Source organism: Rudanella lutea DSM 19387, from assembly GCF_000383955.1.
In the GTDB taxonomy this organism is placed as follows: domain Bacteria; phylum Bacteroidota; class Bacteroidia; order Cytophagales; family Spirosomataceae; genus Rudanella; species Rudanella lutea.
On the sequence record NZ_KB913013.1, the window covers coordinates 5,667,570 to 5,687,842 of the forward strand.

The 20,273-nt window shown below is 52.2% G+C and carries 16 protein-coding genes; 6 read left to right on the forward strand and 10 right to left on the reverse strand.

What is annotated here, in order from left to right; translation table 11 throughout:
• Positions 1 to 58 precede the first annotated feature (58 nt).
• Together RUDLU_RS0123285 and RUDLU_RS28030 are read left to right on the forward strand one after the other, a co-directional pair.
• Positions 59 to 349, forward strand: coding sequence for an iron-sulfur cluster assembly accessory protein (locus tag RUDLU_RS0123285; RefSeq protein WP_019990852.1), 291 nt, complete (start codon positions 59 to 61; stop codon positions 347 to 349).
• A gap of 47 nt (positions 350 to 396) precedes the next feature.
• Entirely contained in the window at positions 397 to 4,248 is a 3,852-nt protein-coding gene (locus RUDLU_RS28030; RefSeq protein WP_019990853.1) for a sensor histidine kinase, read from the forward strand.
• Positions 4,249 to 4,264: 16 nt separating this feature from the next.
• Here RUDLU_RS28030 and RUDLU_RS0123295 read toward each other — a convergent pair whose 3' ends face one another.
• Positions 4,265 to 4,834 (reverse strand): NUMOD4 domain-containing protein, encoded by a 570-nt coding sequence (locus tag RUDLU_RS0123295; protein WP_019990854.1) that lies wholly within the window; start codon positions 4,832 to 4,834, stop codon positions 4,265 to 4,267.
• 355 nt (positions 4,835 to 5,189) lie between these two features.
• Between RUDLU_RS0123295 and RUDLU_RS0123300 the strand changes: the two genes are divergently transcribed.
• A complete protein-coding gene (locus tag RUDLU_RS0123300; RefSeq protein ID WP_027303327.1) occupies positions 5,190 to 5,558 on the forward strand; it encodes a CoA-binding protein in 369 nt (122 codons plus the stop codon).
• Positions 5,559 to 5,656: 98 nt separating this feature from the next.
• Here the strand turns inward: RUDLU_RS0123300 and RUDLU_RS0123305 are convergent, their stop codons facing one another.
• The 7 genes from RUDLU_RS0123305 to selD form a co-directional block, all read right to left on the reverse strand.
• Positions 5,657 to 6,658, reverse strand: coding sequence for a 3-oxoacyl-ACP synthase III family protein (locus RUDLU_RS0123305; RefSeq protein ID WP_019990856.1), 1,002 nt, complete (start codon positions 6,656 to 6,658; stop codon positions 5,657 to 5,659).
• 154 nt (positions 6,659 to 6,812) lie between these two features.
• Positions 6,813 to 7,064: a phosphoribosylformylglycinamidine synthase subunit PurS gene (gene purS, locus RUDLU_RS0123310; protein ID WP_019990857.1), complete on the reverse strand. Its 252-nt coding sequence runs from the start codon at positions 7,062 to 7,064 to the stop codon at positions 6,813 to 6,815.
• Between the two features lie 72 nt (positions 7,065 to 7,136).
• Positions 7,137 to 7,835, reverse strand: coding sequence for a CDP-diacylglycerol--serine O-phosphatidyltransferase (gene pssA, locus RUDLU_RS0123315; RefSeq protein WP_027303328.1), 699 nt, complete (start codon positions 7,833 to 7,835; stop codon positions 7,137 to 7,139).
• A gap of 70 nt (positions 7,836 to 7,905) precedes the next feature.
• Complete coding sequence (locus RUDLU_RS0123320; RefSeq protein ID WP_019990859.1) at positions 7,906 to 8,553, reverse strand: MBL fold metallo-hydrolase; 648 nt, start codon at positions 8,551 to 8,553, stop codon at positions 7,906 to 7,908.
• Position 8,554: 1 nt separating this feature from the next.
• Entirely contained in the window at positions 8,555 to 9,256 is a 702-nt protein-coding gene (locus RUDLU_RS0123325; RefSeq protein WP_019990860.1) for an SAM-dependent methyltransferase, read from the reverse strand.
• 63 nt (positions 9,257 to 9,319) lie between these two features.
• Positions 9,320 to 10,120, reverse strand: coding sequence for an alpha/beta fold hydrolase (locus RUDLU_RS0123330; protein ID WP_019990861.1), 801 nt, complete (start codon positions 10,118 to 10,120; stop codon positions 9,320 to 9,322).
• Positions 10,121 to 10,146: 26 nt separating this feature from the next.
• The gene (gene selD, locus RUDLU_RS0123335) at positions 10,147 to 11,232 is read right to left on the reverse strand and encodes a selenide, water dikinase SelD (RefSeq protein ID WP_019990862.1); all 1,086 of its coding nucleotides are present in this window, start codon (positions 11,230 to 11,232) and stop codon (positions 10,147 to 10,149) included.
• Between the two features lie 300 nt (positions 11,233 to 11,532).
• Here selD and RUDLU_RS0123340 point away from each other — a divergent pair, with 300 nt between their 5' ends.
• Positions 11,533 to 14,904: a TonB-dependent receptor gene (locus tag RUDLU_RS0123340; protein WP_019990863.1), complete on the forward strand. Its 3,372-nt coding sequence runs from the start codon at positions 11,533 to 11,535 to the stop codon at positions 14,902 to 14,904.
• Between the two features lie 105 nt (positions 14,905 to 15,009).
• Here the strand turns inward: RUDLU_RS0123340 and RUDLU_RS0123345 are convergent, their stop codons facing one another.
• Entirely contained in the window at positions 15,010 to 15,969 is a 960-nt protein-coding gene (locus RUDLU_RS0123345; protein WP_019990864.1) for a patatin-like phospholipase family protein, read from the reverse strand.
• Between the two features lie 183 nt (positions 15,970 to 16,152).
• On the opposite strand from RUDLU_RS0123345, the gene RUDLU_RS0123350 reads away from it, so the two are divergent.
• Together RUDLU_RS0123350 and pafA are read left to right on the forward strand one after the other, a co-directional pair.
• The gene (locus RUDLU_RS0123350; RefSeq protein WP_027303329.1) at positions 16,153 to 17,127 is read left to right on the forward strand and encodes a polyprenyl synthetase family protein; all 975 of its coding nucleotides are present in this window, start codon (positions 16,153 to 16,155) and stop codon (positions 17,125 to 17,127) included.
• A gap of 277 nt (positions 17,128 to 17,404) precedes the next feature.
• Complete coding sequence (pafA, locus tag RUDLU_RS0123355) at positions 17,405 to 19,105, forward strand: alkaline phosphatase PafA (protein WP_019990866.1); 1,701 nt, start codon at positions 17,405 to 17,407, stop codon at positions 19,103 to 19,105.
• Between the two features lie 83 nt (positions 19,106 to 19,188).
• Here the strand turns inward: pafA and RUDLU_RS0123360 are convergent, their stop codons facing one another.
• Positions 19,189 to 20,022 carry a CvfB family protein gene (locus RUDLU_RS0123360; RefSeq protein WP_027303330.1) on the reverse strand — a complete coding sequence of 278 codons (834 nt, stop codon included), beginning with the start codon at positions 20,020 to 20,022 and terminating at the stop codon, positions 19,189 to 19,191.
• Positions 20,023 to 20,273: the final 251 nt, after the last annotated feature.

Here is a 20,273-nt window from a genome sequence, read left to right on the forward strand (position 1 = left end):
CAAAAATAAATAACTTTGACTAGAGGGCCTGTTTTGGAGGCCTTCCGGAAAACTACCTATGCTTGATCAACCCGTTCGGATTACGGCCGAAGCCCACTACCAAATTCAAAATACCTTAAACCATCAGAAGATTCCGGCTGAATACGGTCTTCGGGTGGGTGTACGCGGAGGGGGCTGCGGGGCCTCCTGGTTGCTGGGCTTCGATACCCCCGGCCCAACCGACGAAGTGTATAACGTAGAAGGGGTGCGTGTCATTATCGACCGCAAACACCTTCTGTATGTTTTAGGGGCGCAAATTGGTTTCGAAGCCGGTGAAGAGGGGCGCGGATTCACCGTCGAAAAGGCGTAAGTTGGCATGATTTTAGTGGGAAGAGCCCCGAAGCCTCACCCTGTCTTGTGAAACACATTGAGAAGCATATCTTCCTGATTCTGGCGGTACTTCTGGTCGTTCTGTCGGCCCTTTGCTACACGCTGCTGGAACGAGGAGCCCCCGGTGCTACCGACGAGCAGTATGTGTCGTTGGTGCGTGATCGTGTTCGGGCTGAATTGGCCGTTAGTAATGAAGAGCTGAAACAGGTTGGCGAGCAAGTTCGGCTGGCTCAGGATTACTCTTTTTCAGGACTTCAACAGCCAACACGTTACCCGTATTTCATTTTCAAAAACGGCGAACTTCTATTCTGGTCCGATTACCAGTTTGTGCCAAACTATGCGGCCGTGGCATCCGTAAACCGGCCTCAGCTCGTTGATTTTGAACAGGGGCGGTACCTGGTTAGTCGGCTGAATGTGCGTAAAGGGGCCGATGTTCTGGCTATTTATTCGCTAGTTAATATCTATCGGCAGTACAAAACATCCAGCAGTTATTTGCAATCGGGTTATAACGCCGATCTGTTCCGGCTCGACCCGCAGCAGATCAACGGGGTGCGGAGCCCAACGGCCTACCAGAACATTTACGAGCCCAAAGCGGGGTTCCTGTTCTCGGTTGTTCCTCCGCGCGTCGATGCGTTTCGGAACGACTCTACACCGGTTAATACCGTTATTTTAGGTTCGCTGGCCGTTTTGTTTCTGGGCCTGTACGTAGGATTGCAAATTGTACGCTTGCGCCGGAGCCGGCATTATGGGGCTGGCTTTGCACTGCTCGCGCTGTATTTTGTCATTTTGCGGGGGGTAATGCTTTATTTTGGTGTGCCGTTTCTGTTTTTTGAAACGGAATTGTTTAACCCCAAATTCTACGCATCGTCGTTTTTGGCCCCTTCTTTGGGCGACATGCTGCTCAACTGCGTGGTGGTGGCCATGTTGTTGCTGTATCTGGTGCTGTACTACTTCCGGTCGCATTTGTACAACCGGCTGATTCATTTCCCTCAGTGGAGCCGCTGGGCCTTAGCACTTGTATGTGTGTTGCTTAGTTACGGCACGTTTTACGCGTGCTTCGTGGAGTTGAACAACATCTACGTCAAGTCGCAGTTTACGCTCGATATTACCCTCAATATCCGGTTCAACGGCCTCAAAGCGGCCAGTTTGCTTGTTTTTGTCTCGATTTCGATCATCTATTTTTTAGCCCTGAACCTGCTTGGAAGCCTGTACATCCGGTTTGTTGATACGCCCTGGCTCGGTGTGTTGGCGATCGGGATTGCCAGTGTGCTGGCCGCCATTGGTTTCTACACGGTAGATGCGTTCAATGATCCGATCTGGATTGTCAATGGCCTGTTTTTCCTACTTCTGTACCTTAGCCGTTTTCCCCGCACCTTGTACGCGTTTGAGTACCGTACGTCGATCTACCTGTTTCTGTCGGCACTGGTGTGTGCCTGTATGACGACGTATGTGGTGTATCAGCAGGAAATTCGGAAAGATGTTGCCCAGAAAAACGAGTTCGGGATGCGGCTGCTGGCCGAAAACGATGATTTCGGCGAGTTTTTACTCCAAAAATCAGCCGAAGTGATTAGCCGGGACCCGGACATTCAGCGGTTCATGGACGATACGCTACTGGCCCCCGGTCGAATTCAGCAACACGTGAAAACGGCGATTCTCGACCGCTATTTCAATAAGTACGATACTGAGGTATTGTCGTTCGATGCAAATGGATATCCCATTGACCGGGCGCTGGCGGGTGAAAGTTTGCAGCAACTGCGCGAGCAATTTGGGCAGGAGCGGTACAAAACCCAGTACAATAATCTGTTCTTTGTCAACGAAGTCGGCAGCACGTTTATCAAGCAGTACGTGCAGTTTATCGAGATTCGTAAAAGCCAAACCAACGCGACAATTGGATACATTGTGTTACGATTGCGGCTCTGGGGAGGATTGCCCAAGAATGTATATCCCGAGTTGCTTGTTGATAACCCGCTTTTCGAACTCCCCGAAGCGCAGGATTACAGCTACGCGATTTACGGTCGCCCCCCACTGGGTCAAACCCATCCAAATCGCTTGATTTACAGCGACGGTCCGTACAATTATGACCGAAAATTGCCGCTCAACGCACTGAGTAATGCCTCGCTGTACAACGGAGGTCTGGTGATCAACGAGTACAAGCACGTAGGCCTGAGAGGGAAAAACGGCCGGACGGTGGTGGTATCATCGCTCAACTACCCGTATCAGAGTATGTTGTCTAACTTTTCGTTTCTGTTTCTGGTGCTGGTTATCACGGTGCTGGTTGTGATTGCGGTGTACGCTGTCAAATACGGATTGTCGCGGTTCAGCATCAACCTCTCTACCCGGATTCAGATTCTGCTCAATCTGGCTTTTTTCCTGCCGTTGCTGCTGGTGGTGCTCATCATCCTGAGCGTGATTAGCTCCAACTACATAGCAAATCAGGAGGCTACTTACATCAGCAATACCCGGAACATTGCCGCCAATTTCCTGACCTACCTCGATGAGTACGCGCAGGAACGCCGGAGTAAGGCGGCTATGGAGGAAGAACTAAAAAAGATTGCCCACGATGCTGGCGTCGATATCAATCTGTTCGATACCAAAGGACGCTTGTTTTCGTCGTCGCGACCACTTATTTACGAAGGGGGCCACCTGTCGAAGTTTATCAATCCCGAAGCTTACGTTCACCTGATTGAGAATAAAGAAAATCAGGTTCTGCTCGACGAATCGCTGGGAAGCAAGCCGTACCGTACGGCGTACACCAATATCCGCTCGTACGATGGGCGGCAGTTGGGTGTGTTGAGTATTCCGTATTTCTACGCCCGGCCCGACCTCGACCGGCAAGTGAGCGAGGTGATCGCGTCGGCGCTGAACGTGTTTATGTTTCTGTTCATCATTTTCATGGCTCTGTCGTACGTGGCTTCGCGCAAACTGACCCGACCCCTGAAAATTCTGACGCAGAAAATCCGGCGAACCAATCTGGACAAGCTGAACGAGCCCCTCGAATGGAAGTCAGATGACGAAATTGGCTTGCTAATTGGCGAGTACAACCGGATGCTGGTAAAGCTTCAGGATAGTAAATTGGCCTTGTCGCAGAGCGAAAAACAGTCGGCCTGGCGCGAGATGGCCAAGCAGGTAGTGCACGAAATCAAAAACCCGCTGACGCCCATGAAGCTCACCCTGCAACAGCTTCAGCGCACGCTACCCGCTGGTGAGGGCGATACCCGCGCCCGCCGGATTTTGCAACGGACGTTCGATTCTCTGCTCGAACAGATTGATAATCTGAGCGACATTGCCACCTCGTTTTCGGAGTTTGCGAAGATGCCTATGCCCAAAAATGAGGTGTTCGAAATCTCGTCGGTGCTCAATAAGGCGGCTGATCTGTACGCCGATGATACCCGAATTTCGCTTACCCGGCAGGTGCAAACAGGCCCGATTATGGTGCGGGGCGACCGGCACATGATGGGTCGAATCCTGACTAACCTGATTATCAACGGTATTCAGTCGGTGCCGGCGGGTCGTCGGCCTACGGTCGAGCTGAAACTGTTTACGAGCGACGATCTGGTCAATATTGAAGTGCACGACAACGGGGCTGGAATACCGGAGGCTATCCGTAACAAAATTTTCCTGCCCAATTTTAGTACCAAACAGGGAGGTTCAGGGCTTGGGTTGGCCATTGCCAAGCGCGGAATCGACCATGCTGGGGGCAGTATCTGGTTCGAGACCACGGAAGATGTCGGCACATCATTTTTTATCTCGCTGCCCCTCACAGACCCGGCTACGATTAGTTCGGCCCGTACCCTTACCGGTGATTTTACGCCGGTGATAACCAAAAAAAACGGGTCTGCACCGATCGGGATTAATCCCCTTGGTACAAACCCGAATTAGAAGCGAGCCCGTTACTCTACTCGTTATCGATGGTTACGTGTTTCCAGTTTTCACCCGACCGGATGCGGTTCAACTGGGTGTGCGTGATACCAAATTGCTTGGCGATCATCTTCAACCGGTTTTTGTCGTTCCGGAGCAACTTCTTAATGATCTTCACTTTGCTTTCTGTAAGCTTGTAGTTACGGGTGCGTAGCGGAATCTCCGGGCGTTTGATGTTCGGATTGTGCCGGTTATGCTCAATCATGCTGTCTTTGGTCACCCAGCGCAGGTTCTGGTAATAGTTGTTGTGTTTATCGTGATCCAGATGAATCACATACGAACACGTCTCCTCTTCGCGATCCAGAAAGTACTCGGCTACCAGCTTGTGCACGTATCGGTTGATCGTTTTGCCCGATACCCGGATGTTCAGTGTCCGATACCCCTGAATCACCGAGCCTTTGATAATTGTGCCCTCTCCGTTGCCTGATTGAAAGCTACGAATTCGGCCATAGTTTGATACTTCGTACCGGGGTGGGTTTTCGATTTGATCGAATACAATCGGCACCCACTTTTCATTCCAGAAACTCTGGTTTCTCTTGTCATTCATTTGCCAAGACGTTTGTGCCGCACTATAGGTCTACCTAGTCTAGCGCTGAGTGTTGTTTAACAAATGTACAACGCGATAGTCAGGATATACAAGTTAAAAGACCCTGAAAATGATCTTTTTAAGGCTACGGGCGACGTATATGGGTGATAAAAGCCGAAAGTTCGGCTCTATTTTTAAGTAAAACCTCCACAAAGGTTCTTTTGTTGCCTTTATATTGTTTAATATTTTTCTATAATTGTTAAACAATATCTATATCTCTACCGAGTCGTAGGCTAAACTTGTTGAACCATTGAGGCCCCAACAAGCGTAATAGTATCAGTAGGGGGATAAATGCCCTTCTGAATAGATAAGACTAATGAGCAGAAAAGGAAAAACCTTGATTCTGGGTGCTACCGAGAAGACTGACCGATATGCCAACCGGGCTGCAGTTTCTTTGTTGAATCATGGCCACGAAATCGAAATGATTGGCCTGCGAGAGGGGCAGGTGCGGGGTAAGCCCATTCTGACCGGCTTGCCGGAGTTGACCGATGTTGATACGATCACGATGTATGTCGGGGCCCGGAATCAGACCGGCTATTACGACTACATAAAAAAACTGAAGCCCCGGCGGGTTATTTTTAACCCCGGGGCTGAAAATCCCGCTTTCGAACGGGAGCTAAATGAAGCAGGCATCGAACCGATCGATGCCTGTACGCTGGTAATGTTGTCGGTAGGGACGTATTAATGGGGGGGAGAAAGGAGGAGGGAGGAGGGAGGAGGAATGCCGTACTTGTGTTCCTTCTTTTTTCCTCCTTCCTCCTTTCCTCCGTTCTCCCTCTTTTTTTACCACCTTATCAACGCGGATGCCCAGGTGAAGCCACTACCAAAAGCTGCCAGGCAGATAAGGTCACCGGGTTTGATGCGGCCCTCGTCGAAAGCTTCGGTCATGGCGATTGGGATAGATGCCGCGGTTGTGTTACCGTATTTGTGGATGTTGCTCACCACCTGTTCTTCGGATAAGCCCATTTGTTGCCGTACATACTCCGAAATTCGGACGTTGGCCTGATGCGGCACCAGCAACGAAATATCGCTCGGCTTGAATCCGTTGGCGTCCAGGCTTTCGTTAATTACTTCCGAAAACCGAACCACGGCGTGCTTGAATACCGCATTGCCGTTCATAACCACATCGAAGCCGCCTTCGTCGATCATCTCTTTGGTTGCAGCTCGTCCGGGCCGACTGCTGCCGGGATCTTTCACGTACAAATCTTCGGCGAAGCGTCCGTCGGCATGCAAGTGGGTCGACAGAATGCGGTGTTCCGGGTCGGTGGTAGCTTGCACCACAGCGGCCCCAGCCCCATCGCCGAAAATAACCGCTACGTTGCGGCCCGCCGTGCTTTTGTTAATCCAGCTCGACTGAATTTCGGAACCGACTACAAGAATAGTCCGGTACATACCGGTTTTAATAAACTGATCGGCAATGGAGAGGGCATACACGAAGCCCGAGCATTGGTTACGAATGTCGATCACACCAATGCCCTCCAGCCCCAGCTCGCGCTGCATCAGGAAGGCCGATCCGGGAAAGAAGTAGTCGGGCGTGATGGTGGCATACACAATCAGGTCCACATCCTGTGCCTGTACGGCCGCCCGCTCAAGTGCCATGCGCGAAGCTGCCGTAGCCATGCTGGCGTTGGTTTCTTTACCGTAAGTGAAATATCGACGCTGCTGAATACCGGTTCGCTCCTGAATCCACTGATCGGAGGTCTCCATATATTGCGTCAGGTCATTGTTGGTCACTACGTTTTCGGGCACGTAGAAGCCCAACCCCGTTATGGTCGAGTACGTCATGAGAAAGACTGAAAGTGCTGTAAAAATAGCACTTCTTCGCCGGATATTGGATATTGGATAGGCGTTGTTGGACTTTTTAACGCCCCTTTAAACGATGAAGTGCAGGTTAATTAGCTGCCAAAAATAGTCAGGCGGATGCCTCGCCAATGAATGACTAAGCCGGTTGCAGCGTAAATGTGTACTCTTCCATAATCAGGTTGGCCAGCAGTTGGCGGCATGCCGAATCAACGGTTTGGCGAGCCTGATCCTCCGTCTCGGCGTCGACCTCCAGCGTAATGTGTTTGCCAATCCGCACATTATCAATCGCGTCCATCTGTAGGTTGTGCAACCCCAGCTTTACAGCTTTGCCTTGCGGGTCAAGAATCTCCTTACGGGTCATTACGTCGATCTGAGCGAGGTATTTCATGAGTCAATCATTGGGCAATCCGGGCGAAAAGCTACCGGGTGTATCTCCCGGCTACCAACTGCTTGTGGACCGCTACTTTTTGAAAACGAGTGAAAAAAGAATGTACAGTAGAATAATGAGCGGAAGGCCCGCGAACTGCAAAAATAGCAAGAGTAGCGTGGAAAGGACTAAAAAAATGTACTTGATCTGATTGTCGGCCCAGGCAAACGTTTTGAATTTGAATGCCATCAACGGCAGTTCGGCCACCAGCAAATATGACATCACCAGCGAATACCCGACCAGAAACCACGGTTGCTGCACCAGGTCGGCCCCCGGTTGTCCGTACGCAATCATGAGCGGAAAGGCCGCTACAGCCAGCGCGTTAGCCGGTGTGGGTACGCCAATAAACGAATCGCTCTGCCGCGTGTCGACGTTGAATTTGGCCAACCGAAGTGCTGAGAATACCGCCAGCGAAAATGCAACATACGGCAGGTAATCGCCTTGGAGCGACAGGGTTTCGAACCCTTCGGTAAAGGCCCCAAGCAGCGAAAAAATGATGAAGGCGGGCAGCACGCCAAACGTGACGCAATCGGCAAGCGAGTCGAGTTCTTTGCCAATAGCCGATTGGGCGTTGACGAGCCTCGCCACAAACCCATCGCCAAAATCGAGTAGGGCGGCCGCAAAAATAAGCCCGGCTGCCAGCGGTAAGTTACCGGCGTAGACCTGTACGATCCCGAAGCAACCACACAGCAGGTTGCCACAGGTCATGGCGTTGGGAAGATGTTTGAGCATAGGAAAGCAATGGGAGAAAAGGAGGAAGGAGAAGGGAGGAAAGGTTTGGTTTTCTTCCCTTCTTCGTCACTCAGCCACGTACATAGGGGTTGTGCTTTTTCTCGTGACCGATGGTTGTGGGGTCCATGTGTCCCGGATACACGGTATAGTCGTCGGGTAGGGTGTATAACTGCCCGGTAATGCTCCGCTTGAGGTCGGCGGCATTACAGTACGGGAAGTCGGTGCGTCCAACGCTTTCGCGGAACAGCACATCGCCCCCAATCACGTACCAGTCGGCATGATTCACAAAGGCTACGTGACCCGGTGCGTGGCCGGGCACAAACCGGACTTCAAATGCACGGCTCCCCACGGTCAGCGTATCGCCTTCCTGAATGTATCCGTCAATCTCAAACGGCTCAAAACCACGGAGGCCGTACATGGCCGCGCGGTTGGGTGTATCGTTCAGAATGACCTGTTCGTTGGCGTGCATAAACACCGAAACCCCGTACCGGCGTTTCAGGTACGCACAGCCAAACACGTGGTCAAGGTGAGCGTGTGTGAGCCAAACGGCTTTGAGTGTGAGGTTGTTGCTGTCCAGAAAGGCACCCAGGGCTTCTTTCTCGGCCTGATCATAACAACCGGGGTCAATCACAACGGCCTCGCGGGGTGTAACCCCCGTCTCATCGGCGATGACGTAAGTGTTTTCGGCAAATGGCGAAAAGGTGAACGATTGAAGCATATTACAAAAGTAGAAACACCGTTGGTTTCTTGTGTAAATCGGGCACGTTGGCTTTCCACTCGCGCACAGATTTGGTCTGCACCAGCGCGTCGGGTGCAGTTAGGTTGCAGGCCACACAGACACGCGTTTCGGGATGGCAATGAGTCAGAATATCGCCCATGAGGTGATTGTTTCGGTAGGGCGTTTCCATGAAAATCTGGGTTTGCAACCGCTGTTGGGCTTCTTTTTCGAGATGCTTGAGCGTGCGTGCCCGGTCGTGCCGGTCAATGGGCAGATAGCCGTGAAAGACAAACGACTGCCCGCTCAAGCCTGAGGCCATCAGGGCCAGCAGAATAGACGATGGCCCGATGAGTGGTACCACTTTCCAGCCGAGTTTGTGGGCCATACCAATTACCACGGCACCGGGGTCGGCCACACCGGGGCAACCAGCCTCCGACATGACGCCCGCGTTGCGCTTCTGCTCCATCAGCTCCTGAATCTGACGGCGTGTGTCGGCAGGGGGCGTGTCTTTGTCGAGCAGATGAAACGTGGTTTCGTCGATGACCCGGCCGGTTTTCAGCTCGGTGATAAATCGGCGGGCTGTGCGCAGGTTCTCAACAAAGTACGCATCGGTACGGCTCACCACCTCGCTTACAAAGGGCGGTAGTACCTGCGGAGCCGTTCCTTCGGCAAGGGGAGTGGGTATTAAATAAAGCGTTGGCACAGTTGTGTCAGGTTATTTAGGGGCCGCCCGTTTCGGAGCGGATTGACTATGAACGAAATGCGTTTATTGACCTTTAATAAAGCCGATAAGCGCCTGAACAAACTCCGCCGGTTTTTCGGCCTGTACCCAGTGCCCGGCGTCGGCAATGGTTTCTACGCGGCTGTTGGGGAAAAGTTTCCGGATGCCCGGCAGGTCGCTATCAGCAATGTAGCCTGATTCGCTTCCCCGAATAAACAGAGTTGGCTCGGTTACGATCCGTGGGTTGTTGAGTTCTTCGCCCACGCTATGAATTTCGCGTTCGATCACGGGCAGGTTGATTCGCCAGTCGAACCGGCCTTCGGCGGTGCGGTACAAATTCTTTAATAGAAACTGCCGGACTGTGGGCGAGGGCTCGTAATTTTTCAGGGTCTCGTCGGCAATGTTGCGGTTGTTGAGCGTAGCCAGATTAATGGCACCCAGCCCCCGCAAAATTTCGCCGTGATGTACCGGGTAGAACTTGGGCGCAATATCCACCACTACTACTTTACTGTACGACGGGTTGGCGGCCGCATCACCCTCGTTAGGGTAGTTCATCACGTATTGCATCACGGTTTTGCCGCCCATTGAGTGGCCAACGAGTACCGGTTTGTGGAGGTTATGCTCGCGGATAAACTCGTGCAGGTCGGCGGCCATACTGTCGTAATCGAACACCTCGTGCCGGGGCGACTGACCGTGGTTTCGCTGATCAATCAGATAGACGTGGTAGCCCTCGGCGGCAATGCTTTTGCTGATGGTAAGCCAGTTGTCCGACGACCCAAACAGGCCGTGCAGAATAATGATGGTAGGGTGAGCCGGGTCGCCCACTTCACGAAAAAAGAGTTTCATAAACACAACGAACAGTGAACAACGAATCAGTGAACGTAAACAACTTTGTCCTGTTGGGCAACTAATCGCCCAAACGAGTGCAGACTGAAACCGTGTTGGCTGGCCAGTTGCTCAAATTCGTCGGTATGTTCAGGGGCTACTGCAATCAGTAAGCCACCCGAGGTCTGTGGGTCGGCCAGAATAATCCGTTGGTTGTCGGTGAGCGGAGCAATTTTGTGGCCGTAGCTATCCCAATTGCGAACGGTGCCGCCCGGAATGCTTTTTTGGGCAATGTAATCGTCGATTACCGACAGTTTCGGAACGGCCGCAAAGTCGACTTCGGCACTTAGCCCGCTACCCTCGGCCATCTCGGTTAGGTGGCCCAGCAAGCCGAAGCCAGTTACGTCGGTCAAGGCTTTCACGTACGGAAGTTTGCCCAGCACGGCCCCGAATGAATTCAATTGGGCCATTTGGCGGGGAGCCAGTTCGGCATGTTCGGGGCGAAGGAGGCCTTTCTTTTGGGCCGTTGTCAGAATACCTACACCCAGCGGTTTGGTCAGATACAACCGGCACCCCTCGGTAGCAGTGTTGTTTTGTTTCAGGTGCTCAATACGTACCCGACCCGTCACGGCGAGGCCAAACACCGGTTCGGGGCAGTCGATGCTGTGCCCACCGGCGAGCGGAATACCCGCCTGTGCACAAATAGCTCGGCTCCCCGCCAGTACCTGTCCGGCTACTTCGGGGGGGAGTTTGTCAATCGGCCAGCCCAGAATCGCAATAGCCATGATAGGCTCACCACCCATGGCGTACACGTCGCTGATAGCGTTGGCTGAGGCTATACGCCCAAAATCAAACGCATCGTCGACGATGGGCATGAAAAAATCGGTGGTGCTGATAATGGCCTCACCATTGCCCAAATCCATCACGGCAGCATCGTCGCGGGCGTCGTTGCCAACGAGTAAGCTGGCCAGTGTCGAAGTGGGGGAGGGGGTGACGAGGTCGGTATCGGGTCGCTCGGTTTCGTTCGACTGGTTCCCGTGGAGAATTTTGTCGAGGACTTTGGGGGCAATTTTACAGCCACAACCCGCCCCATGACTATATTGAGTAAGTTGATACGTCGATTCGGAGAGCATTGTACGATGTGCGTAAGAGAATGACTTGAATTAGAATAGTACCCAAATAGCGGATAAATAGTTTCTGGCAAAAATATTTGAAGGCTTAACAAAAAATTAATACCCCAAAATAGAATGGATACGCGGAGTAAATGACTTTTTCCATGAAATAACCCCGTTCAAAAGAAAATCGTAGTACTTTTTTAAGACGCGGTGCTTTGAAGTCACCGATAAAAAAATGCAATTTTGCACCCGGAATTGAACACCTTGAGTCCAACCCATACGGACTTCATGACATTATCAACCAAACCAATCAAATCTATGTACAAAAAGTTACTGCAATCACGAGCAGCGCTCCTGCTGTTCGGCAGTATGCTACTGGCTATTCTTGGCGGTAGTGCAGCTTTGGCACAGGTAACATCGTCGGCCATCAACGGCTTTGTTACTGACGGTAAGGGCGATGGTCTGCCAGGAGCGACTGTCATTGCCGTACACACGCCATCAGGTACCCGGTATGGTACAACTACGAATGCATCGGGTGTTTATACATTTCCGAACGTTCGGGTTGGTGGACCGTACACAATTACAGTAACCTATGTAGGTTTCCGGGAGCAGGCGTTGAACAACGTATTTGCGAGCCTCGGTACTACGGCCGACGCCAACTTTAAAATGGTTGACGAAAGCACGAGCCTGAACGAAGTAGTGATCACCACCAACCGCTCGGATATTTTCAGCTCAGAGCGCACGGGGGCCGCTATCTCGTACGGTCGCGAAACCATCAACACGACGCCAACCATTGGCCGTACGCTGAACGACATTACGAAGTTCAACCCGTACGGCAACGGTCAGTCGTTTGCTGGTCAGGATAGCCGCTTTAACAACATTACTATTGACGGTGCTGTGTTCAACAACGGCTTTGGTCTGGGTAGCTCAGCACAAGCTGGTGGCCGGACGGGTACGACGGCTGTTTCGCTCGACGCCCTCGATCAGGTGCAGGTAAACGTAGCGCCTTTCGACGTTCGTCAGTCAGGTTTTACCGGTGCTGGTATCAACGCCGTAACGCGCTCGGGTACAAACGAATTTTCTGGATCGGCTTACACGCTGTTCCGTTCTGACCGGTTTGTTGGTAAAACGGTAGATGGTGTGAAGTACACCCCGGCTCCAAACCTTAGCGAAACCACGTGGGGTTTCCGTTTGGGTGGCCCGATCATCAAAAACAAACTGTTCTTCTTTGTCAACGGTGAGCAATTTGACAGTAGCACACCGGCACTTACGTGGTCATTGAATCGCGGTCAGACAGGCGGAGGTAATATTTCACGTCTTACAGAGGCCGAAGCAAATGATCTGACGCAGTTTATGCAAACCAACTTTAACCGGACGCTGGGACCATTCGATGGTTTCAACAACCAGGTAAAAAGTATCAAAGGTCTGGCTCGTATCGACTATAACATCAACGACAAGCACAAACTGTCGGTACGGTATTCGCACCACAACTCAGAATCGGGCGTGCCCATCAGCAACAGTAACAGTAGCAACACGGCTGGTAACGGTAACCGTACCAACTCGGCGCTGGCCCTATCGCCCGAAAACACCGGTTATATCATTGCCGATAACACGCGCTCAATTGCGGCCGAGTTGACATCAACTCTGAGCAACAAAATTGCTAACAACCTGATTGTTACGTACAATAAGCAGATTGAAGACCGGACGTACAAAACGGATATTTTCCCGACCATTGATATTTTGAATGCGCCGGGTGGTAACACGCTGACGTCAATCGGTTTTGATCCGTTTACGCCCAATAATAAACTGAACTATTCGACGTTCAACATTACAAACAACCTGAGCTACTTTGCGGGCAAGCACACGCTGACGGCTGGTGTTGTTTACGAACGCTTCACGTCGAACAACGTATTCTTCCCATCATCGAACGGAGTTTACGTGTACAACTCAATCGCTGACTTCAAAGCTGCTGCTCTGGCTTCGATCACCAACCCAAACAGCACCACGTCGCCGGTAGTTGTAAACCGGTATAACCTGCGTTACTCGCTGGTTGATGGTGGCGCTGAGCCACTGCAGCGTCTGGATCGTGACCTGTATAGTGCGTATGTTCAGGATGAGTATCAGGCATCGCCGAACTTTAAACTGACGCTTGGTCTGCGCGGTGATGTGTTTGTCTATGACAATGCAAATGCGGCATCGTTTGACAACCCACGCGTTGCGAATTTGACCTTCCGCGACGAAAACGGCGACCCCTACAAGATTACAACGGGTTCGTTCCCCAAGCCACGTCTGCTGCTTTCTCCCCGTATCGGCTTTAACTGGGATGTAAAAGGTGATAAGACAACACAAATTCGGGGTGGTAGCGGTTTCTTCGTATCGCGTATTCCTGAGGTATTGATCTCAAACCAGTTGGGTAACAATGGTATTAACACGGCTGTGTTTAACCTGACTAACACCCGGGTTCCGTTTGTTACTGATCCGAGCAAGCTGCCGGCCGGTATTCTGCCTCCGCCAACAAGTGCCAGCAGCCTGACGGGCTATGCCATCAACGCATCGGATCAGAATTTGCGGTATCCGCAAATCTGGAAAACCAACATTGCGGTTGACCAGCGTTTGCCATTTGGTTTTGTAGGTACGGTTGAATTCATCTACAACAAGACCCTGAACGGTTTGCGTTACATTGATGCCAACCTCAACGCCCCCAACGGTACAACTCCCGATGGTCGTCTGCGCTACCCTGCTCTGGGTCTGTCTGGAACGGCTGCTACTACGGCGCGTTTTATCAACCCAACAATTAGTAATGCCTTTGTTTTGAAGAACACCAATCAGGGTAACTCGTACATCGCTACCGTGAAATTGGAGAAGCCGGCAACTAAAGGATTCGGTGGATTCATTTCATACACGTATGGTGAAGCTCGCGATATTGCGTTCGTGGGTAGCACTGTACAAGCTAACGTACCCTCGACGGTTGGTCAGAACTTCCTGCCGCTTACGTATTCTGACAACGACCTGCGTCATCGGATCGTTGGTTTGTTGAACTATCGTCTGAACTACGGTGGTAAGTTCGGTGGTTCATCGACCTTCTCATTGGGTCTGGTATCAAACAGCGGTTCGAAAGTTTCGTACACATACAACCAGGATGTTAACGGCGACGGTCAGACGACCAACGACCTGATCTTTGTACCTAAGAGTGCATCTGAGCTGACGTTCCTGCCACTGGTAGTTGGCTCAGGCCCATCGGCTGTTACCTACACGGCTGCTCAGCAGGCGGCTGCGTTCGATGCGTACATTGAAGGTAACGATTACCTGAAGACCCGTCGGGGTCAGTATGCTGAGCGTAACGGTGCTCAGTTCCCCTGGTTGACCCGCGTTGACTTCACCTTCATTCAGGAGTTCTACGTAGCCGTTGGTGCCAAAGGCAAGCGCAACACCATTCAGTTGCGGGCTGATATCCTCAACGTAGGTAACCTGCTCAACGATAAGTCGGGTGTAGGTTATGTTTCAACTGCGTTCAACCCCCTTGCAACCACAGTAGGTGCCAACGGTGCGCTCTCGTATCGCCTGGCTACGCAGCAAGTTACCGAAGGTGGTGTTTCAAAAACGGTTCTGTTGCGGGATTCATTCGTACCCAATGTGTCGCTGAACGCTGTTTGGCAGGCTCAATTTGGCGTGCGTTATATCTTCAACTAAGACACAACGTTTTGTATGTACAGGGCCCGCCAGAAATTCTGGCGGGCCCTTTCATTTAGTTCTATTTGTAGTTTGTACTATTACGTGCTTCGGGCTGAACGAACGTTATGACTTCAGCGCGGCCGTAGCCACCTTGTAGCCCTCCACCACGAGCCGACTGATGTCGTCGGAGGTAAACTGAAGCAGGTCCAGGTGCAGCGGGTCTACGGGGCGAATCATCATCAGGTCAATTGGGTTTCCCCGGAGCCGTTCGCGGTCGGCGTAGCGTTCGGCCCAGGCAATGTCGTTGTTGACTAACTGATTAACCGTAATGTCTTTCACGCGCTCAATCAGAGTAAGCAGCCCCCGGTAATTAATAGCCTCGCCCGGAATCCGTTTGGCATGGCAGGCCACGCCCACAATCTGACGGGCCCCGTCTTCGATAGCTACGCGTAACGGAGCCACCTCGCGCAGGCCACCGTCCATGAAGGCCTTCCGGTGGTCGCCCCCGATTTGTACAGCGGGCATCAGGAACGGCAGAGCACTACTGGCAAATACGTAGTCGAGAAAGTGCTCATCATGGGCATCGGCATAGACCATATCGCCGTTCAGAATATCTACTGCACCAACCTTTACGTGTACCGATCCGCCCCGGAGCTGCTCCAGGTTGATGGTCTGGCGAATGAGGTTCTTGATGGGAGAATTGTCCAGAAACCCATCGAATCGGCTCAGGAGGGTATCATAACCGGTTCGGAACCGGGAGCGCTCAACGGCGACATCGTCGGGGCGGGTGATGTTTCGGATCCAGAACTCCATCAGAGCCCGCCCGGCTTTGGGCCAGTTGATTTGGCCAGTTTCTTTCTCCTGTCGGGCTACTTCGTGTGCCAGAAAGGTCGCGTTGAGGCTACCTACCGAGATACCGTAAATGGCATCGGGCTGAAAGCCTGTTTCCAGAATAGCCAGTACGGCACCAGCCTGAAACGCGCCTTTGAGTGACCCACCGCCCAGTACCAGAGCTTTGTGGACGGTGGGGTCGGGATGCATATCGGCCCGTTGGGGGCCCGGTGGGTTCGGATTATCAATCATGCGACTAAAGTAAAAGCCATATTGAATACTGACTAACCATCCGAACTTTAAGCCGTAGCGGAACCATTATTCAGCATTCGTTTTTCATTATCTATAGATACCGACGTAATATTGCCAAAAAATCGGTGAGCAACGTACTCCCACCTGTTGTTAGCTGTTCACCTTTTACTGCTCCCTGATACGATGCCTCTTTCCGTTGCCACCATACAAGCCCCGATTGCCCACGAAATGCAGTTATTCGAGCGCAAATTTCGGGATTTGATGAAGAGTGAGGTGATGCTGCTTGACCAGATTATGAATTACATCGTCAAGCGCAAGGGTAAGCAGCTCAGGCCTATGTTCGTGTTTCTGACGGCCGGAGTAAGCGGAACGATCTCCGAAGCTACCTACCGGGGAGCAGCCCTTATTGAACTGCTACACACGGCAACGCTGGTACACGATGATGTGGTAGATGATTCAAACTACCGTCGGGGATTTTTCTCAATCAACGCCCTCTGGAAAAACAAGGTAGCCGTACTGGTTGGCGATTATCTGCTCTCGCGGGGGCTGCTGCTGTCGGTTGATAACGGCGATCACGACCTGCTGCAACTTGTATCGCGGGCGGTACGTGAGATTAGTGAAGGTGAACTGCTACAGATCGAAAAGGCGCGTCGGCTCGACATAACCGAGGACGTTTACTACGAAATTATCCGCCAAAAAACGGCGTCGCTCATCGCGGCCTGTTGTGCGGTAGGGGCCCGCTCAACCGGGGCCGATGCCGAAACGGTTGAAAAAGCCCGTCTGTTTGGTGAAAAAGTCGGTATTGCGTTTCAGATCAAAGATGACCTCTTCGACTACGGTACAGCCGAAGTAGGTAAGCCGCTGGGCATCGATATTAAGGAAAAAAAGATGACCCTCCCCCTTATTTATGCCTTACAGAAAGCGGGGTACTGGGATAAGCGCCGAATTATAAACATGGTGAAAAACGAAAGCGAAAACCCTAAAAAGGTGGCCGAGGTCATCGCTTTCGTGAAAGGGTCGGGAGGTATTGAGTACGCTACGACTGTCATGCAACGCTACGTCGACGAAGCACAGGCCATTCTGCATTCGTTTCCGGAGTCTACCTACCGCACTTCGCTGGAACAGCTGGTACAGTACACGATTGAGCGGAGCAAGTAGTAAAAGAGTGAAAGAGTGGGGTTCGACATTCGCTCATTTACTGTTCCGGCGCTAATTCCACGTCGAGGTAGATTTCCTGCCTGGGCAGGTCAACGTCAATGGAATCGAATTTGATCTCGGCCCCATCTTCTCATCGCGAGATATTCCTCAACGGTGTATAGGCGTTCGGCAAGGTTCACTTCAACACGTACGGCCTAAAATTAAAGAGGCTCCTTAAAGTAAGAAAAAAACCGTGCTGTGTTTTGTTTGTACCTTTAAGTTGGAATAATCAATCATTATGCAACATTTCCGTTTCGGACGCCTGATTCTGGCGGCTTCCCTATTGTCTATTTGTTTCAATGCTTCTGCGCAAACCCGCAACGCAGCCAAAGAGCAAAAACGTCCCTCGGCCGCTACAGCCCCCCGAACCCCAAGTTTTCCGGATCGCCCCAAACTGGTAGTTGGTATTGTTGTCGATCAGATGCGCTACGATTACCTCTACCGCTACTACGATAAATTCTCAAATGGTGGTTTTCGGCGTATGATGACCGAAGGCTTCAACTGCCGGAATAATCATTACCACTACGCGGCTACGTACACGGGTCCGGGTCACGCGGCTATTTACACGGGGTCGGCCCCGGCGCTCAACGGCATTGTTGGCAATGAGTTTTACGACCGGAAGCTGGGCCGGATTGCGTATTGCGCCGAAGATACCACTGTGCAAACGGTAGGGTCTACCAGCCGGGCAGGCCTTATGTCGCCCCGAAATATGCTCTCGACCACCATCGGCGACCAACTCAAACTGGCTACCGACGGGCGGGCCAAAGTAGTGGGTGTAGCCCTCAAAGATCGGGGGTCTATTTTACCGGCTGGTCATGCTGCCGATGGTGCCTACTGGTTCGATTCAAAAGACGGCAACTGGATCACGAGTACATTCTACCGGAAAGACCTGCCAAAGTGGGTACAGGATTTCAACGCCCGGCGCTTGCCCGACGGTTATCTGACCCAGAAGTGGGAGACCCTGTTGCCCATTGAACAGTATACCGAAAGTGCTCCCGATGATCAGCCGTATGAGGCTACCTTACCCGGCGAAACCAAAGCCGTGCACCCGCATGAGTTTGTGACGGTAGCGGGCAACAGCAAGTATGAAATTTTGCGTACCAGCCCCTTTGGCGATGCCCTCACGAAAGAGTTTGCGCTGGCCGCCCTCAAAGGCGAACAACTGGGGCAGGACGGCATCACTGATCTGCTGTGCGTGAGTTTCTCATCACCCGACTATATCGGTCACGCCTTTGGTACGCATGCCGTTGAAACGGAAGATAACTACCTTCGGCTCGACCGGCAATTAGCCGATCTGTTTGCGCAACTGGATGCCACCGTGGGTAAAGGTGCCTGGACTGCATTTTTGTCGGCCGATCATGGCGTTGCTGATATTCCGGGTTTTGCCCAGACCTACCGGATTCCGGCTGAGGTGAAAAACGGGGGTGAACTGAACGATGCGGTCAAGAAAGCCCTCGTCGAAGCGTTTGGCCCCGGCGACTGGACCCTGACGTATTTCAACCAGCAGGTGTATATGAATCATGATCTGCTGGCGCAGAAGAAAATTTCGCTCGATGACGCTTATAGTGTGGTGAAGCGGGCGTTGCTGAAGCAGCGTGGCGTAGTCAACGTAGTGAACCTGCACCGGTTGGGCGACGAAGCGCTGCCGGTAAACCTGCAACCCCTGTTTGAAAACATCGTGTTTCCGAATCGGAGTGGCGATTTTCAGGTCATGTTGCAGGCGGGTTGGTTCGAAGGCCGGAGCCGGGGGACTACCCATGGCACCACGTACGCTTATGATACCCATGTGCCGTTTTTGCTGTATGGCTGGGGTGTGAAGCCCGGTCAGACCCTGCGCCGGACGCGTATCGCCGATATTGCCCCAACCATCTGTGCCTTGTTGGGAATTCTGGAACCGAGTGCATGCGTTGGCGACCCGGTCGAAGAGGTGTTTAAGTAAGGGGGTATGGTTTCGGGTCTATGGTTTGTTGTGCTGAGTCCACCGTGGCCAACAATAAACCATAGACCCGAAACCACAAACCATTATAAAAGTCGAATGCCGCCTTCTTCCAGGCTAATTTTGCGTTCCCGATACAGCGTACCAATCGCTTTTTTGAAGGTCTTCTTGCTCATTTCCAGCGTCCGGTAAATTACCTGTGGGTCGCTATGGTCGGTGAGCGGCAAAAAGCCACCCGATTGTTGCAGCTTAGTCAAAATCGCCTGTGCATTGGGTTCAATTCCTTCGAAGCCCGGCTTCTGTAGGGTCAAATCGATGCGGTAATCGTCCCGAATCCGTTTTACGAAACCTTTCACCTGGTCGCCCGGCCGCAGAGCCCGGAAGGTTTCGCCCGCATAGAGTAACCCCCGGTACCGATTGTCCACAACGGCATTGTGCCCCAGATCGGTCCGTTCGTAAATGAGCAGGTTTACTTCGTCGCCCTCCTCCAGATCAGGCATCCGTCCTTCTTCGATAAATCGGTTGATCCGGCTCGATCCGACGAGTCGGTCGGTAGTTTCGTCGTAGTACACAAACACCACGTACGACTGGCCTACCTCCATCGGTTGTGCCTGCTCGCGGTGGGGAACCAGGAGGTCTTTTTCGAGGCCCCAGTCGAGAAACGCGCCATAGCTCGTCACCGACACGACCCTGAGTACGCCAAACTCGTCGCGCTGAACGGTAGGGTGTAGGGTGGTGGCCACAATCCGGTCTTCGGAGTCGGTGTACACAAACACATCGATGAACTCATCTTCGCGCAGTGTTTGGGGAACGTATTTATTGGGTAGCAGTACCTCCTCGCCCGACTCGTGGCCCAGAAACATGCCTACGCTCGTAAGCCGGAGCGCGCGCAACCGGTTGATTCGTCCTAATTCAATCATACAGCAAAGGTACGTGGTGCGTTGGCCTATGCCAAGGCCAAACAGACAGGTACGGCGCGTTTGCTAGAAATAAGACGTTAAAACAGACGTACCCCAAACAATTTAGCGGCCCGTTTGTCGTATAGGCACCTTTATAAAGGCGTCATTCTCAGTCGCTACACTACCAGCACTATGATTTGATTCTTTACAAATTACACATGTAGGCGCGTAAACCGGAGTCGGATAACCGATAGAGTAGGCTTGCCCAACCC